This is a genomic window from Streptomyces winkii (assembly GCF_032248595.1).
In the GTDB taxonomy this organism is placed as follows: Bacteria; Actinomycetota; Actinomycetes; order Streptomycetales; family Streptomycetaceae; genus Streptomyces; species Streptomyces winkii.
On record NZ_JASTTH010000006.1, the window covers coordinates 212693 to 229367 of the forward strand.

Consider the following 16675-nt stretch of genomic DNA (forward strand, 5'->3'; position numbering starts at 1 on the left):
GCTCGATCGGCAGACGGCGTTCCGGCCTGACGACGCCCCGTCCGCCGCCCCGCAGCCCCGGTGAAGAGAACCGCCGGACCACAGATCCGACAGACCGGGAGCGGTCGCGTGGCCGCTCCTGACGGCCCCCGCCGCGAACGCGGACACCGCCGCGTACTTGAGGCGAACCGGCTCTGTCGCCTGCCGGGAGCGCAACGGGCCGCCCGCCGCCGCCCGTTGAGGCGGCCGGGCCCGTACGCACCTTTCCCGGCACAGGAGTTGCTCCGTGAAGACCCGTCGTGCCTCTTCGCGGCCCTCGGCCTCTCCTCGGCGGTGGAGGAGGGAACGGAATGACACGTCCTCCGGCGGCGCCGAGCACTCCGCCCGCTCGCGACCGCCGGAGATCGTCCTACTTGCCCACCGACTCCGCGGACTCGGCTGAATCCGCCGACTCCCGGGCGGAGTTGCTCCGTACCGGAACCGCGGAAGCCCCGTCGGGGGCGGTGCGCGCGGAGCGGCGACGGGTGAGGCGGGCCGCGACCGGCTGGGTGTAGCGGGCGGTGAGCGGCCCGAGGACGACCAGGATCAGCACGTACGCGGTGGCCAGCGGGCCCAGGGACGGCTCGATTCCGGCGCTGACCGCGAGCCCCGCGATGACGATGGAGAACTCGCCCCGCGCGACCAGGGTGCCGCCCGCGCGCCAGCGGCCCTTGACCGAGACCCCGGCGCGCTTCGCCGCCCAGTACCCGGTGGCGATCTTCGTGCCCGCGGTGACCACCGCCAGTCCGAGCGCGGGCAGCAGCACCGCGGGGATGCTGACCGGATCGGTGTGCAGCCCGAAGAAGACGAAGAAGACCGCGGCGAACAGATCGCGCAGCGGGCTCAGCAGGTTGTGCGCGCCCTCGGCGACCTCGCCGGACAGCGCGATGCCCACCAGGAACGCCCCGACCGCGGCGGAGACCTGCAACTGCTGGGCGATGCCGGCGACCAGCAGCGTGAGGCCGAGAACGACCAGCAGCAGCTTCTCCGCGTCGTCGCTGGAGACGAACCGGGAGATGAGCCGCCCGTAGCGCACCGCGATGAAGAGGACCAGCCCCGCCACCCCGAGGGCGATGGCCAGCGTGATGCTGCCCGCGGCCAGTCCGGCGCCCGCAAGCAGCGCGGTGATGATCGGCAGGTAGACCGCCATCGCAAGGTCTTCGAGGACCAGGACGCTCAAGATCACCGGAGTCTCCCGGTTGCCCAGCCGCCCGAGGTCCCCCAGCACCTTGGCGATGACACCGGAGGAGGAGATCCAGGTGACCCCTGCCAGCACCACCGCGGCCACCGGGCCCCAGCCCAGCAGCAGCGCGAGAGCGGCACCCGGCAGGGCGTTGAGCGCGCAGTCGACGAGGCCCGCCGGATACTGGGTCTTGAGGTTGGAGACCAGGTCACTGGCGGTGTATTCGAGGCCGAGCATCAGCAGCAGGAGGATGACGCCGATCTCGGCGCCGATGGCGACGAACTCCTCGCTCGCCCCCAGCGGCAGCAACCCGCCCTCGCCGAAGGCGAGTCCGGCCAGCAGATACAGCGGGATCGGGGAGAACTGGAAGCGCCCGGCGAGCCGGCCGAGAAGCCCGAGGCCGAGGATGATCGCCCCGAACTCGATCAGGAAGACGGCGGAGGAGTGCATGCCCTATCCCCGCCCGAGGATCTCGGCGGCCGCGTCGACGCCCTCGCGGGTGCCGATGACGATCAGCGTGTCCCCGCCCGCCAGACGGAACTCCGGGCCGGGTGAGGGGATCGCGTCCGCCCGGCGGAGCACCGCCACGATCGACACCCCGGTCTCGGTGCGCATGCACGTCTCGCCGAGCACCCGCCCGTTCCAGTACGAGGTCGCCGACAGCTCGATGCGCTCGGCGACCAGGCCCAGGTCGGTGGTGTGCAGCAGGGTCGGGCTGTGGTGGGCGGGCATCAGCGCGTCGATAAGCGCGGTCGTCTCGCTCTCGGTGAGCCTCAGCGACAGCGCGCACTCGTCGGGATCGTCCTCGCGGTACGCGTTCACGGTCCGCCCGCCGTCCCGGTGCGCGACGACGGAGATCCGGTCGTGCTCGCGGGTGGTCAGGTCGTAGCGGACCCCGATCCCTGGGAGCGGTGTCTGGCTCAGACGCGGAGAGGCCATGGAAGGGTGTCCCCCTGGTCGTGCGCGGCGGTATCGGACGGAGGCCGACCCGGCCGGCCGGCTCGGCGCCCGTGGCGCTGCTTCGATCACCCCGGGCGAGGTGACCTTTACCGACACTTTACCGAATGTCAACTCGGGCTGATTCGGCCGGATGTGGGCGGAAAGCAGACGCGGGGAGGTTGTGGCGTGGGCCACTCCCCCGCGATCGGCACGACCGCTTCCCCGCCCGGCGCCCGCCCTGTGGGGCCCGGGTCGCCGCGTTCTCAGCGTTCTCAGCGTTCTCACAGGAAACCCAAAGGCTGCTCTCAGGAAGGGCGGCCAATCTGTGCGTATGAACGACGCTGCCGCCGCTGCCGCCGCCGCACCCTCCCGGCACCGTCCGTCCCGGGTCCTCGTCGTCGACGACGAGGACGCGCTCACCGACCTGCTGTCGATGGCGCTGCGCTACGAGGGGTGGGAGACCCGGGCCGAGGGCGACGGCGCCTCGGCGCTGCGCACCGCACGGGGCTGGCGGCCGGACGCCGTCGTGCTGGATGTGATGCTGCCGGACATGGACGGGCTGTCCGTGCTCAGCGGGCTGCGCAGGGAACTACCCGAGGTCCCGGTGCTGTTCCTCACGGCCAAGGACGCGCTGGAGGACCGCCTCGCCGGGCTGACGGCGGGCGGAGACGACTACGTCACCAAGCCGTTCTCCCTCGAAGAACTGGTCGCGCGGCTGCGCGGGCTGCTGCGCCGCTCGGGGGCGCTGACCGTACGTACGGAGTCGGTGCTCGTGGTCGGCGATCTGCGGCTCGACGAGGACAGCCACGAAGTGACGCGCGGCGGCGCCGAGATCGAGCTGACGGCGACGGAGTTCGAGCTGCTGCGCTATCTCATGCGCAATCCGCGCCGGGTGCTGAGCAAGACGCAGATCCTGGACCGGGTGTGGAGCTACGACTTCGGCGGCCGGGCCAACGTCGTCGAGCTGTACATCTCGTATCTGCGGCGCAAGATCGACGCCGGGCGCCCGCCGTTGATCCACACCCGCCGCGGGGCCGGATATCTCATCAAGGCACCGCCCGAGGCGCCGGGCGGAGAGCCGGCCGGTTTGGCGGAGAGCGGGCCGTGAGGCGGCGGCAGGGCCCCCGCCCGCCCAGACGACGGTCGTTGCGCACCCGGCTCGTCGTCTCGGCGGTCGCGCTGATCGCCGTCGTGTGCGCGGTGATCGGCACGGTCACCGCGATCGCGGTCGACTCCTCCCTGAAGTCGCGCCTGGACGACGAGTTGCGCGCCTCGGTGCAGCGTTCGTACGGGCCTCCGCGCGGGCCCGAACCGAGCCCCGACGACATGCGCTTCGTCGCGATCCCCGGCCAGCCCATCGGAACCGTGGGCGCGCGCACCGACGGTGGCGGACTGACCGGTGCCGCGCGCAGTACGGACCCGGGCGGCGGCCCCGGCACGGACCTGTCGGACCGGCTGACCGGCATGACGGCCGACCAGCTCAAGTCGCTCGACGGGGTGCCGCGCGACGGCCGTCCGCACACGGTGTCGCTGCCGGGCCTCGGTGACTACCGTGTCCAGTCCGGTGGACTTCCGGGAGAGGACCAGGGGCTGCTGGTCGGTCTGCCGATGAGCGGCGTCCAGTCGACCGTGAAGACCCTCGTCGTGGTCGAGATCTGCGTCTCCGCGGGCGGGCTGGTCGCCGCGGGCATCGCGAGCGCCGCGATGGTACGGATCGCGCTGCGGCCCCTGCGCCGGGTCGCGGCGACGGCGACCCGCGTCACTCAACTGCCCCTGCACAGCGGCGATGTGGAGCTGCCCCACCGGGTCTCGGAGCGCGACACCGATCCCCGTACCGAGGTCGGGCAGGTCGGCGCCGCCCTCAACAGGATGCTGGAGCACGTCGGTGCCGCGCTGGAGGCCCGGCAGGAGAGCGAGACGCGGGTGCGCCGGTTCGTCGCGGACGCCAGCCACGAACTGCGCACGCCGCTGGCCTCCATCCGCGGCTACGCGGAGCTGACCCGGCGGGTCTCCGAGGGCACGGACCACGGCGTCGCCGGCGCTCCCGGTACCGGTCCCGGTTCCGGTTCCGGTAACGGCGACGGCCCGTCCGCCCGCCGTGCCCACCCGGCCGCGGACCTCGCGCCGGAGCAGGACACCCGGCACGCCCTCGACCGGATCGAGGCGGAGGCGGCCAGGATGACGGGCCTGGTGGAGGATCTGCTGCTGCTGGCCCGGCTCGACGCGGGCAGACCGCTGGAGCGTACGGACGTGAGCCTGTCGTCGCTCGTCGTGGACGCGGTCAGCGACGCCCGGGCGGCCGGGCCAGGCCATGTGTGGCGGCTGGAGCTGCCTGCCGAACCGGTCGAAGTCCGGGGCGACGGCACGCGGTTGCAGCAGGTGCTCGTCAATCTGCTCGCCAACGCGCGTACGCACACACCCACCGGCGCCACCGTCACGGCACGCGTGCGCCCCGGCACCGGTACCGGCGAGGTCGTCGTCGAGGTGGAGGACGACGGCCCCGGCATCCCCGCGGACGTACTGCCGCACATCTTCGAGCGCTTCACCCGCGGCGACGCCGCGCGCTCCCGCGCACACGGCAGCACGGGCCTCGGCCTGGCCATCGTGAGCGCCGTCGTCGCCGCACACGGCGGGCACGTCACGGTGGACAGCGCGCCGGGACGTACGGTCTTCGCCGTGCGGCTGCCGTCCGCGGGCCGGGCGGAACGCGCCGCGCACCCGGACCGGCAGGAACAGACGGCTCAGGAGCAACACGCGGCACAAGACGATTCACAGGCCACACACAGCCTCAGCACACGCTCCTGACAGGGCAGTTGGCAACTGTTCGGGACATGCGAACAGACACCCCGCCGACGGAACCCTCCGCGGAATCCCTGCCGGCCCGGAGCCCGCTGCCACGGCCCCCCGCGCCGGGGACGGCACCGCCGACGGCAGCGACGACGGCCACAGCCACAGCGAACGCCACAGCGGCGCATGCGACAGCGGCCCCCGCGAAGAGCCCGGACACGACCGTGCTGGACGTCGTCGTGCCCGTCCACAACGAGGAGGCCGCCCTGGAGACTTCCGTGCGGCGCCTGCACGGATACCTCAGCCGCCACTTCCCGTACGAATTCCGCATCACCATCGCCGACAACGCCAGCACCGACCGCACCCAGCGGATCGCCACGAGGCTGGCGGTCGAGCTGAGCGACGTGGTCGCCGTACGACTGGAGAAGAAGGGCCGCGGCCGGGCGCTGCACACGGTGTGGAGCCGTTCGGACGCGCCCGTGCGCGCCTATCTGGACGTCGACTTGTCCACCGACCTCAACGCCCTGCTGCCGCTGGTCGCACCGCTGATATCGGGGCACTCCGACCTCGCCATCGGGACCCGGCTGGCGGGCGGTTCACGGGTGGTACGGGGCCCGAAGCGCGAACTGATCTCCCGCGCCTACAACTTGATCCTCCGCGGCTCGCTCTCCACGCGCTTCTCCGACGCGCAGTGCGGCTTCAAGGCGGTCCGCGGCGATGTGGCCGACCGGCTGCTCCCGCTCGTCGAGGACACCGGGTGGTTCTTCGACACGGAGCTGCTGGTGCTCGCCGAACGCGCCGGGCTGCGCATCCACGAGGTGCCGGTCGACTGGGTCGACGACCCCGACAGCCGGGTCGACCTCGTGCGCACAGCACTGGCCGACCTGCGCGGCGTATGGCGGGTGGGGCGGGCGCTGGCCTCGGGCGCGCTGCCCCTCGCACGGCTGCGCCGCCCCTTCGGGGACGACCCGCGCGATCGCGCCCTGCGCGGAGTGCCGAACGGCCTCGCCCGCCAGCTGGTCGGCTTCTGCGTGGTCGGCGCGCTCAGCACCCTCGCGTATCTCGCGCTCTACTCGCTGCTGCGTCTCGGACTGGGCCCGCAGTACGCCAACGGGCTCGCGCTGCTTCTGACCGCTCTCGCCAACACGGCCGCCAACAGGCGTCATACCTTCAGGGTCCGCGGGCGCGCGGGCGTCGTACGGCACCAGGCGCAAGGGCTGCTGGTCTTCGGGATCGGGCTGGCGCTCACCAGCGGGTCGCTCGCCGGGCTCGATGCGGCCGACCCGCATGCCGCGCACTCGGCGGAGCTGGCCGTGCTGGTCGTCGCCAATCTGGCCGCGACGCTGCTGCGCTTCCTGCTCTTCCGCACATGGGTCTTCGCGGGGGAAGGCCATGACGCACATGCCCACGGCGCACAAACCGACGACCGGCGCGACCGCGGGGCGTCTCCGGCCGCGGAGGCCCGACCGGGCGGCGCCGGCGCCCCGTTGGACCACGGCGGCGTCGAGGGCGAGCGCCTCGACGACGCCGGTGACGACGACACCTCTACCGAACGGACCACCCCATGACCGCCCTTGCCCGTTCCCGGCCCTTCGGCCTCCTCACCGGCCGGACCGCGGCCCGCGACCGCTCCCGCCCCGGCTGGGAGCGGCCCGCCTACTGGACGCTGCTCGCCCTGACGGCTGTTCTCTTCCTGTACGGGCTGGGCGCCTCCGGATACGCCAACTCCTTCTACTCCGCGGCCGCTCAGGCCGGCAGCGAGAGCTGGAAGGCGTTCCTCTTCGGCTCCCTCGACTCCGGCAACGTCATCACCGTCGACAAGCCGCCGGCCGCGCTCTGGCCGATGGCCCTCTCCGTGCGGCTGTTCGGGCTGGGCGCGTGGCAGATCCTGGTGCCGCAGGCGCTGGCGGGCGTCGCCACCGTCGCCGTCCTGTACGCATCCGTACGGCGCTGGTTCGGGCCGGCGGCGGGACTCCTCGCGGGCGCGCTGACGGCGCTCACGCCGGTCGCGGCGCTGATGTTCCGGTTCAACAACCCGGACGCGCTGCTGTGTCTGCTGAGCGTGTGCGCCGTGTACTGCCTGCTGCGCGCACTCGAGGACACGCGCGGCAGGTGGCTGCTGCTGTGCGGCGTCTGTTTCGGATTCGCCTTCCTGGTCAAGACACTTCAGGCGTGGCTGATCGTGCCGCCGCTGGCCGTGGTCTATCTCGTGTGCGCGGCCGCGCCCTTGCGGCGCCGTATCGGGCGGCTGCTGCTCGCGGGGCTCGCGATGGTGACGAGCGCCGGCTGGTGGGTCGCGCTCGTGGAGCTGTGGCCGGCCGGTTCGCGTCCGTACGTCGGCGGCTCGCAGCACGACAGCTTCCTCGAACTGACCCTCGGCTACAACGGATTGGGCCGCATCACGGGGAACGAGCCCGGCAGCGTCGGCCCCGGGGCCGGTCGCGCGGGCGGCGGACCGGGCGGCGGACCCGGCGGCGGACCGGGTGGCGGGCCCGGCGGCGGGCCGTTCGGGAACAGCGGCATCGGGCGGATGTTCAACGAGATGACGGGCGGCCAGATCTCCTGGCTTCTGCCCGCCGCGCTCCTCCTGCTCGTCGCGGCGCTCGTGCTGACCCGCAAGGCGGCCCGTACGGACGTACAGCGCGCGGCACTCGCGGCCTGGGGCGGCTCGCTGCTGATCACCTGCGCCGTCTTCAGCCTGATGTCGGGGATCTTCCACGAGTACTACACCGTCGCGCTCGCGCCCTATGTCGCCGCGGTCGTGGCGATCGGTGCGGTGCTGCTGTGGCGGCGTCGTACGGAGCGCGCCGCGGCGGTGGTGCTCGCGTGCGCGGTCGCGGTCACGGTGGTGTGGTCGTACGTGCTGCTGGCGCGGACGCCCGGCTGGCTGCCATGGCTCAAGTGGGCGGTCCTCGCGGCGGGGGTGCCGGCCGCGCTCGGGCTGGCGGCGACGGCCGTGCTGCCGCGGCGAGTTGAGACGGACGCCGCGCGCCCGGCAGGACCGACCCGGACAGGGGCGGCTCGGGCAGGGGCGGCTCGGGCAGGGCTGGCGCTGGCGGGGCTGGGCTTGGCGGCGTCGGTGGCCGGGCCCCTCGCGTACACCCTGAGCACCGTGAACACGGCGCACAGCGGCGCGATCGTGACGGCGGGCCCCGCCGTGGCGCGCTCCGGACCTGGCGGCGGCCCCGGCTTCGTCCGCCTCGGCGGCGGTCAGGAGCGCCCGGGGCAGCCCGGCGGTACGGACGGCGGCAGGGGCGGCCAACAGTCCGGCCGCCAAGGGCAGTTGCCGCCCGGCTTCCCCGGGGGCGGGCAGGCCCAGCGCGGCATGCCGGGCAACGCACCGCCCGGCGGGGGCTTCGGCGGCGAGGGCGCGGAGCGCATGACCGCGGGCGGCCCCATGGGCGGGCTGCTCAACGGCCAGAAGGTCGGCAAGGCGCTCAAGGCGAAGCTGGCGCAGGACGCCGGCGACTACACCTGGACCGCGGCGACCGTCGGCGCGATGAGCGGCGCCGGCTACCAACTCGCCGCGGAACGGCCCGTGATGTCCATCGGCGGCTTCAACGGCACCGACCCCGCTCCGACGTTGGGGCAGTTCAAGGAGTACGTGCGCGACGGCGAGATCCACTACTTCCTCGGCGGCGACGGCCCGGCCGGAGGGGGCGGCCCCGGAAAGGGCGGGCGGAGCGGAGGCTCGTCCGGCATCGCCGACTGGGTCGCGAAGCACTACGCCAAGGAGACGGTCGACGGGACGACCGTCTACGACCTGACAAAGGAGAAGTAGGGAGAAGTAGCGAGAAGAGGGGGTAGCGGACGCGAGGCCGTCCCGGTCGCACCGCCGAGGGGAAGCGCGGCCGGGCGCGCGTCGCGTCCGCGTGTCCGCACGTGCACCGGCACGGCGACCGCCGGGACGTGGGGCACAGGTCAGGTGCCCGGCGGCGCCGCCGCGGCGGAGAGCACGCCGCTCACGACGCCCGCCGGTCGCCGAACCGCAGCGTGCGGCAGGCCAGTTGCATCACGAGCCGGTGGTCGGGCAGCGCGAGGTTCACTTCGAGCAGGCTCTCGACGCGTGCGATCCGCTCCGCGACGGTATTGCGGTGAATGCCCAGATAGGCGGCAGTCGACGACGCGGACGACTCGTGTTCGAGGTACGCCTCGACCGTACGGATCAGCTCCGTCTCGCCGCGGTCGGAGAGCGGCTTGAGGATCTGCCGGGAGTACGTCTGGAACGACTCCAGGCTGTACCAGTCGGCGAGCAGCCGTTGCAGGTCCAGCTCGTCGATGTGCGCGACCCGCACCCCGCGGGCTCCCGTGCAGGCCAGCAGGCACGCCTGCCGCGCCTCGGTGAGGGTCCTGGCCAGACCCTCCGGCCCCTCCCGGGGCCGCCCCACGCCGGCGATCACCGGAGCCTCCTCGGACAGCGAAGTCAGCGCGGCCCGCAGCGGCTTGACCACGTCCTTGGAGGAGGCGTGCGACGGCTCGCGCTCGGCGGTGACCCAGAACGCCCAGCCCTCTCCGCGCTCCACGAGGTGGCCGTTCAGGCCCTGCTCGGACAGCGCGGCGTTCAGTACGTCCGTCGTGCGCCGCCGGTTCGGGGTGTGGCGCATCGAGCGGAGGTGTACGCCGGTGTGCCAGCCGTGCACCTGCCAGCCGAGCTTCAGGCCGTTCTCCGCGACCTCGCGCTTGACGTGCCCCGGCTTCTTCAGCAACTCGGAGAGCAGATCGCGGCGTTCGCGCAGATCGCGTTCCCCTTCGAGCCGCCGCCGCGCCGCCCAGCCGGTGATCGCGGACGCGGCGATCGCTGCGGCCTCCTCGGCGGTGGTCGTCCAACTCCGGGGGCCCGGCGGCAGTTTCACCGCGAGCCACACATCGGGCCCCGCCTGGGCGTCGAGGACGACGGGAACCAGCACGAGGTCGCCGTCCCGGCCGTCGGCGGCACCCGGCACGGTGTGCGGTGCGGGGTCGGCCAGGGCGTCCTCAGGCAGCTCCAGGGCGGACCCGGAGAGCACGGTGCCGACCGGGGAGACCAGGCTCGCCCGTCCGCTCAGCATGCGTGCCAGGGTCTCCAGCACCGGACCCGGCTCTGTGTGGCGGCGGCGCAGCTGCCGTCCGAGCTGGCTCAGCACGTCCGCCCGTACCAACTCGGGCGCGTGCACGACGCGGTCGAGCTGCCGCGCCAGCTGAAGAGGGTCCTTGAACGTGGCGACGAGCAGCGGCATGCCCAGCTTGGCCGCCAGCCGCGTGGCCGATCCGACCAGGTGCGGGCCCTTGGTCACCACGAACCCGACCGCACCCGCCGCCCGTACGGCGCTGAGCATCATGTCGAGGACGACCAGCTCCGTCTCCCCCGGGGCCGCGATGACGAGCGCGCCCTGAGTGACCGACTCCGCGCTGGCCAGGGTCGATACGACCTCGATGGAGCGCACCTCCTGGTCGAGGCCGGCCTGTCCGGCGGCGAGATGCGCGCCCACCAGGCCCTCCAGCCCGCACAGCATGCGGACCGTGACGGGCTGCCAGGACGACACCGTCATCCGGCCGTTCCCTCCAGGGGCACGTAGTCCATGTCGTAGCCGAAGGCCCGGGGCCCGAGCAGCTCCAGCCCGGCCGCGCTGCGCCACTGGGGATGGCAGGGGATGGCCAGCACTTCGACCCACAGTCCGTAGCGCACACGCTCGGCCGTCAGACACGTACCCGTCTCCTGATCCAGCACACAGATCAAGTCGGGTACGCAGGCCACGATCCGGCCGTCCTCCAGCGCGACGAGGTACTCGTTCTGCATCTCGATGCGCAGCGCACGGTCGGGCTGTTCGGCGTGCTCGACGACGACGGTGCCGGTCGGGAACTGGCCGAGATGACGCCGGGGCACTTCGACTACCTTGCCTTCGAAGAGAGTCCGCGCTCCGTAGCGCTCCGCCAGGCCGTCCCGGTCGCGCTCTTCGAGCAGGCGCCCCATCTCGATCGCCGTGGAGTACGAGCCGACCAGCATGCCCTTGGCGATCTCGTCCATGGACAGCGGCCGCCAGGCCATGCCGGCCCAGCCGCCCATCGCGGGCATCGACAACCGGATCACCGACTCGGCGTCGGCGCTGTTCACCCCGTCCACCAGGAGGTTGGACCCCTTGTCGGCGGTGAACGCCGCCGGGGTGAGATCGATCCCGGCGAGCGTCAGGGTGGTCTGGCTGAGCTTGGTGACGCCGCGTCCGGTGCCGTCCGCGTCCACAAGCGGAAGTCCGAGCTGTGCGGCCGCGATGACCGGGACCACGGCCATGATGCCGGTCATGGCGACGCCGACCACGGCCTGCACCGTCACGCCGGTGTGCCCTTCGACTCCGCGTATCGCGCGGACGATCTCGCTGCCCTCGTACGGCTTCTCGTGCATGACCGTGCCGGAGCCGACGAAGCCGACCGGCACCGCGAGGCTCTCGGGCGGCAGTTCGCCGGGGTCCATCACTTCGACGGGGCCGTGCTCGCGTAACGCCCGCCGGAGTATCGGCTCCACGAGTTCCGTGCCGGTGCCGCCCCCGCCGCCCGCGCCGAGAAGCATCGCGGCCTTGGAGAGCGCCGGCACGTCCTCGAGTGTGAACTGCCACATGCCACCATTGTGCTGGCGCTCACCAAGCGGAATCGGTCAACGACCGAAAATGACATATGCCTCAGGAAGCCGGTTCTGCGCGGCGGTAGTCCTCCTCGATGCCGAAGACGCGCGGTCCGAACGCCGCGAGCGCCTCGGGGGTGCACAACCGGTCCGGGGCGGAGATCATGAACACCCGCACACGCTGCCCGAAGGCCAGCCCCTCGGTGGTGATCGGCTGCCCGGTCTCCGCGTGGAGCACGGTGACGAGATCGGGCACGATCGCGACGGTCCTGCCGTCGATCCGCGCCACGAGATTCTCGTTCTGGAAGACGAGTTCGCACGCGGCGTCGGAGTCGTCCGCGGCGACGGCGGCACGGCCCCGCGCGAACCCCTCGGCGGTGCGGCGCTCCACATCGACGACCTTGCCCGAGAAGACGGCCCTCCCGTGCCGGTACACCGTGCGCGACAGCGTCTCGCCGAGCGCCGCGAACGGGTCCCGGTGGCTCTCGCGTGCCTCCCGTACGGCCCGTCCGAGCCGGAGCGCCGTGCTCACGGTGCGCGGCACCGCCGTACGGCGGACGTCGGCGCCGCTCATGGCGTAGATCGCCATCCACGCCGAGGCGCCCATGCTGACGGCGAGGGCGCGGGCCAGCGACTCCAGCCGCCGGTTGTCGGATCCTGTGTCCACCACGGCCACGCTGCCCTGCTCGTCCGCGATCGCCATCGGCGACCCGGGCAGGCCGCAGGCGGCGAACGTCGTCATCGACAGCTCGGGGAACGCCCGGCCCATGCCGTCGGCGTCGACGACGGGCAGCCCGAGCTTCGCCGCGGCCACCAACGGGACCATCGAGTTCATTCCGCCGCACTCGGCGGGCATCGTGGCGGTGACGGGGCGGCCGAGGTGACGCTCCAATGCGCGTACAGCGAGGCCCGCTTCGGCCCCGTTGGGAAGCTTCTCCACGACGACGGTCGGCGCGCCCAGCATGGCCGCGGTGACGACGAGAGCGTCCTCGTCGAGCTCGTCGGGGTCGAGGAACCGGACGGGCTCCCCGGCCGCCGCGAGGGCGTCGGCGGCCAGTGACATCCCCAGATACGGGTCGCCGCCGCCGCCCGCGCCGAGCAGTGCGGCTCCCCAGGCGAGGTCCGCCAGATCGCCGGAGGCGAGGTTCCAGGGCATCAGGCGATCCCCGGCCCGTGCGCGACGGGGGAGGGCGCGGAGGCGTCCCGGGCCAGATCCCCCACGGCCTTGACGCGGATGCGCGTCGCATTGCCCGGGAGGTACGCCAGGGGAATCTCCTCCACTTCGACGATCTCCACCGTGCCGGGTCTGGCGCCGGCGATGAGGGCGCGGTCGGTGGCCTCCTGCTTGGCCGTGTCCAGCGCGGCGTCCCGCTGCCCCGGCTGGACGGCGTAGATCCGGTCCACGTCTCCGCTGATCTGGGCGATCGCGGCGCCGACGGCGTTGGCGACGGCGAACTGCTCCGGCCGCAGCACCGAGGACGCCAGCGGAAACTCCTCGGGCAGCAGCACGCTACCGCCGCCCACCAGGACCACGGGGACGAGCGCCCTGCTGGTGCGCATCCGGTCGATCGTCCCGGTGATCCGCTCCGTGACGTAGCCGAGCCCGGCGGTCACCAAGTCCCGGTCCAGGGACGCTACTTGCTCCGGGTCGCCGATGTCCGCGCGGCCCGCGGCCACGACGAGGTCGGTGGCGGTCAGCGTCTTCCCGCCGAAGACGAGCGCCTCGTCCTGAAGGCGGTAACCCACGCTGTCCGGCCCGACCTTCACGTCCGCGTCGTCCTGCCGGACGAGGCTTCCTCCGCCGATGCCGAAGGACAGCACGTCGGGCATGCGGAAGTTGGTGCGGATGCCGCCCACGCTCACCTCGGTGCTGGCCTCCCGCGGGAAGCCGTGGTGCAGCATGCCGACGTCCGTCGTCGTGCCTCCGACGTCCACGACCGCGCAGTCGTCCACGCCGGAGAGATACGCGGCACCGCGCATCGAGTTGGTCGGCCCGGAGGCGAACGTCATGACGGGGTACTGGCGGGCGTAGTCGACGCCCATGAGCGTGCCGTCGTTCTGGCTGAGATACAGCGGCGCGTGCAGTCCGATACCGCGCAGCGTCGCCACCATGCCGTCGCAGATCCGCTCCGCGAGTTCGCCGAGCGCGGCGTTGATGACCGTGGCGTTCTCGCGCTCCAGCAGGCCCGTACGGCCCACTTCGTGGGAGAGGCTCACCCGCAGCCCGGGCAGCCGCTCGGCGAGGATCTCCGCCGCCCGCAGCTCGAACTCGGCGTTGACGAGGGAGAAGACGGATGTGACGGCGACCGACCGGACCTCCTTGGCGGCGAGATCGTCGGCGATCTTGTGCAGTTCGTCGGGGACGAGGTCGGAGATGACGCGTCCGTCGTACTCGTGGCCGCCGTGGCACAGATATGTGTGGCCGCCGATGGCGCTCACCAGGTTGCCGGGCCAGCCGACCAGCGGGGGCAGCGACTGCGTGGCGGGCAGCCCGAGACGTACGGCCGCGGTGGGTGCCAGATCGCGCGCCTCGACGATCGCGTTGATGAAGTGCGTCGTCCCGAGCATCACGCCGGTGACCGCGCCCGGGTCGAAGTCCCGCCGTTCGCGCAGCGCTTGAACCGCCTTCACGATTCCATCGGTCACGTCGGGGGTCGTGGTGACCTTCGCGTCGGCCAGCACGGAGTCGCCGTCCATCAGGACGGCGTCCGTGTTCGTACCGCCGACGTCGATACCGATCCGCATGTGGTGAGAACTCCTCGATCATTGACGCGCCGTGGTGGCGGCGAGCAGGAAGGCCACCGTACGGGCGAAGTTCACGATCTCCAACGGGACGGCATACGCATTCCGGCCGCCGGCCGACGGCGCCGGCGGAGGGGAATCAGCGGAGTGCAGTCGCGATTCAGCCGAATCGGCCGATTCGGCTGAGAAGTGCCGGGAGAGGTCCGGCGCCAACCGCTCTGTGAACGGCTTTGAGAAGGACGCTTCGAGCAGTCCTGTGAACGGCCCGGGAAACAAATCGATTGCGATGCCGTATCGCCGTGCCGGGTCTTGTACCGGAAACCGACTCCCCGTGTTCAAATCGAACCTCGCTCCGTTCCCGCGAAATGTCCGGACTGCGATGGGATGGAGCCGTCTTTGACGGGCCGCACGTGAACTCCCGAACAATAGAGGCAAGATACGGCCCAGGGAATGGGCAATGTGCCAGGGCCTGTCCGCCCGCCCGTGCAGGGTGCACGCCACCGTCGCGCCAGGCGGGCCGGGCAGTGCCGGCCTGCGGCGGAGTACGTCATGCACAGTGCCGCCCCACGGGACGGGTGTGTGCAGTGTGACCACTTCCTCAAGGCGCCGAGCGTGCTTACGGTAGGGCTTTGGCAGGAAAGGATCCTGCTGCAACGAAAGTCACGGAGCACCCCCATGGCCGCTTGCCGCCGCCCCGTCGACGTCGCAGGGGAAGATTCACCCGGGCCGACTGACCATCGGCGTACGACCACTACTTTCACCGAGCGCCTGCCGCATTCCGTCTCCAGCTTGGTGCCACGACGTGAGGAACTGACACGACGACCTGACGAACTGCCACGACCCGAGGAACTGCAACGACCCGAGGACAAGCCCATCGAACTGGTGGAATTCCTGTCGCCCATTCCCGAAGCGGTCCCCGTCGCCCGCCGTCATGTGGTGGGCGTTCTGCACGAATGGGGCTTGAGCACACTGACCGAGACCGCCTCACTTCTGGCGTGCGAGTTGGTCTCGAATGCCGTCAAGCACGGGAGTCCCGCCGCCGAAGCCCCCACGGGCGCCGGTGCTCAGCAGATCGTGCTGACCGTGCGCCACCACGCCGGGCTGTTCATCGAGGTCTGGGATCCGGGCTCCAAGGGGCTGCACCCCCGAGTGCGCGCGGCGGCGCCGCACGACGAGGTGGGCCGCGGGCTCCAGTTGGTCGACACCCTGAGCCGCTCGTGGGGGCACTACGCGCCCGCGTACGGCGGCAGGACCGTCTGGTGCGAGCTCGTCACGCCGAGGCGCGGCGAAAGGAGCAGGCACTGACCTCACCGACCTGAACGTTTTGACAGCCTGACGGCCTTCACGGGCCTGACGGCGCCCGAACCGACCGCGCCGGTCGGGGGCGGCAGACGTGCACCGTTCGAGGAGACGGCGGGGCCCGATGGGATGCGGACCCTCGCCGGCTTTCCGAGCGGTGCCGCAACGGGGGCGGGGGGGCTCTCGAACTCCCCCCGGAGAAGCAGGAGTTGCGCTGCTGTCTGCCGCCTGCCCGTGCCGGGCGGTACGGCCCAGAGGGGCACGTCCGTCCGCGTCCGCGTGCCCGTGGCCCGTGCCCGCGTCTCCCCTCGCCCCTCTCCCCTCGCCCCTCCCCCTCACCCGCGCCCGCGCCGCGCCCGCCACCCGCACAGCCCAGCCGGCCGGGCGCCGGGCGGTCCGCTGTGCCTACATGGAGTCAGGACTCCGCCGCAGGTCACAGCCCACAGCCGGGCACGCACCGTACGTACGGCGCAGGGCAGGACGGATGGGTGTGCATGAGTGAGAGCACGAAAGCCGCGCTGGCCGCGAGCGTCGCCGCCGGATATCTCCTCGGCAGGCGTCGCAAGGCGAAGCTCGCGATGGCCGTCGCCGCGTTCCTGGTGAGCAAGAGACTCCAGGTCAAGCCGCAGGAACTGCTCGCGGCGGGCGCCGGGAAACTCGGCGACTCGCCCCAGCTGTCCCAGCTCGCCGAGCAGATGCGCGGCGAGGTGCTGACGGTGGGACGTGAGGCGCTGAGGGCGGCGGCGGACCGGCGGCTCGGCAGCTTCGCGGACGCGCTGGCGGACCGGACGAGATCGTTGAACCAGATCCTGGAAGCGGCGCAGGACGAAGGCGAGGCCGAGGGGCGCACGGACGAGGAGCGCACGGACGAAGAGCGCGCTGCCGAGGCCGGCGAGGGAGGCCAGAGAGACCGGGGCGCGGCGGAGGAGGACGAGCGCGACCGGCCCCGTACGGCCGAACGGCGCGCCAGACCCCGCAGGCCGCGCCGCGATGCCGAGGGCCCACAGGCCGCCGCCAAGAAGACGGCGAAGAAGGCTCCCCCGACCAAGGCGGCCAAGAAGACCGCCGCACGGAAGAAGCCGCCTGCCGAGTCGTCCCGCCGCCGGAGGTAGAGC

Annotated in this window: 12 protein-coding genes; 6 read left to right on the plus strand and 6 right to left on the minus strand. The window is 72.3% G+C overall.

Annotated elements, in window-relative coordinates; translation table 11 throughout:
• Positions 1-388: 388 nt before the first annotated feature.
• Positions 389-1651: a cation:proton antiporter gene (locus QQM67_RS19855; protein ID WP_314175307.1), complete on the minus strand. Its 1263-nt coding sequence runs from the start codon at positions 1649-1651 to the stop codon at positions 389-391.
• Positions 1652-1654: 3 nt separating this feature from the next.
• The gene (locus tag QQM67_RS19860; protein ID WP_314175308.1) at positions 1655-2140 is read right to left on the minus strand and encodes a cation:proton antiporter regulatory subunit; all 486 of its coding nucleotides are present in this window, start codon (positions 2138-2140) and stop codon (positions 1655-1657) included.
• A gap of 331 nt (positions 2141-2471) precedes the next feature.
• Here QQM67_RS19860 and QQM67_RS19865 point away from each other — a divergent pair, with 331 nt between their 5' ends.
• The 4 genes from QQM67_RS19865 to QQM67_RS19880 are packed head-to-tail and all read left to right on the plus strand — an operon-like array spanning position 2472 to position 8708.
• Positions 2472-3248, plus strand: a complete 777-nt coding sequence (locus QQM67_RS19865) for a response regulator transcription factor (protein WP_314175309.1) — start codon at positions 2472-2474, stop codon at positions 3246-3248.
• Between the two features lie 38 nt (positions 3249-3286).
• On the plus strand, positions 3287-4945 hold the full coding sequence (locus QQM67_RS19870; RefSeq protein ID WP_314175310.1) for a sensor histidine kinase: 1659 nt from the start codon (positions 3287-3289) through the stop codon (positions 4943-4945).
• 26 nt (positions 4946-4971) lie between these two features.
• Positions 4972-6495 (plus strand): glycosyltransferase, encoded by a 1524-nt coding sequence (locus tag QQM67_RS19875; protein ID WP_314175312.1) that lies wholly within the window; start codon positions 4972-4974, stop codon positions 6493-6495.
• The gene (locus QQM67_RS19880; RefSeq protein WP_314175313.1) at positions 6492-8708 is read left to right on the plus strand and encodes an ArnT family glycosyltransferase; all 2217 of its coding nucleotides are present in this window, start codon (positions 6492-6494) and stop codon (positions 8706-8708) included. Before QQM67_RS19875 ends, QQM67_RS19880 begins: the two co-directional genes overlap by 4 nt.
• Positions 8709-8889: 181 nt before the next feature.
• Here the strand turns inward: QQM67_RS19880 and QQM67_RS19885 are convergent, their stop codons facing one another.
• The 4 genes from QQM67_RS19885 to QQM67_RS19900 form a co-directional block, all read right to left on the minus strand.
• Positions 8890-10455: a helix-turn-helix domain-containing protein gene (locus QQM67_RS19885; protein ID WP_314175314.1), complete on the minus strand. Its 1566-nt coding sequence runs from the start codon at positions 10453-10455 to the stop codon at positions 8890-8892.
• Complete coding sequence (locus QQM67_RS19890) at positions 10452-11516, minus strand: DUF917 domain-containing protein (RefSeq protein WP_314175315.1); 1065 nt, start codon at positions 11514-11516, stop codon at positions 10452-10454. Before QQM67_RS19890 ends, QQM67_RS19885 begins: the two co-directional genes overlap by 4 nt.
• A gap of 61 nt (positions 11517-11577) precedes the next feature.
• A complete protein-coding gene (locus QQM67_RS19895) occupies positions 11578-12675 on the minus strand; it encodes a DUF917 domain-containing protein (RefSeq protein ID WP_314175316.1) in 1098 nt (365 codons plus the stop codon).
• Positions 12675-14264 carry a hydantoinase/oxoprolinase family protein gene (locus QQM67_RS19900; RefSeq protein WP_314175317.1) on the minus strand — a complete coding sequence of 530 codons (1590 nt, stop codon included), beginning with the start codon at positions 14262-14264 and terminating at the stop codon, positions 12675-12677. The genes QQM67_RS19895 and QQM67_RS19900 overlap by 1 nt, the downstream gene beginning before the upstream one ends.
• A gap of 789 nt (positions 14265-15053) precedes the next feature.
• Between QQM67_RS19900 and QQM67_RS19905 the strand changes: the two genes are divergently transcribed.
• Together QQM67_RS19905 and QQM67_RS19910 are read left to right on the plus strand one after the other, a co-directional pair.
• Positions 15054-15566: an ATP-binding protein gene (locus QQM67_RS19905; RefSeq protein WP_314175623.1), complete on the plus strand. Its 513-nt coding sequence runs from the start codon at positions 15054-15056 to the stop codon at positions 15564-15566.
• Positions 15567-16054: 488 nt separating this feature from the next.
• Positions 16055-16672: a hypothetical protein gene (locus QQM67_RS19910; RefSeq protein ID WP_314175318.1), complete on the plus strand. Its 618-nt coding sequence runs from the start codon at positions 16055-16057 to the stop codon at positions 16670-16672.
• Positions 16673-16675: the final 3 nt, after the last annotated feature.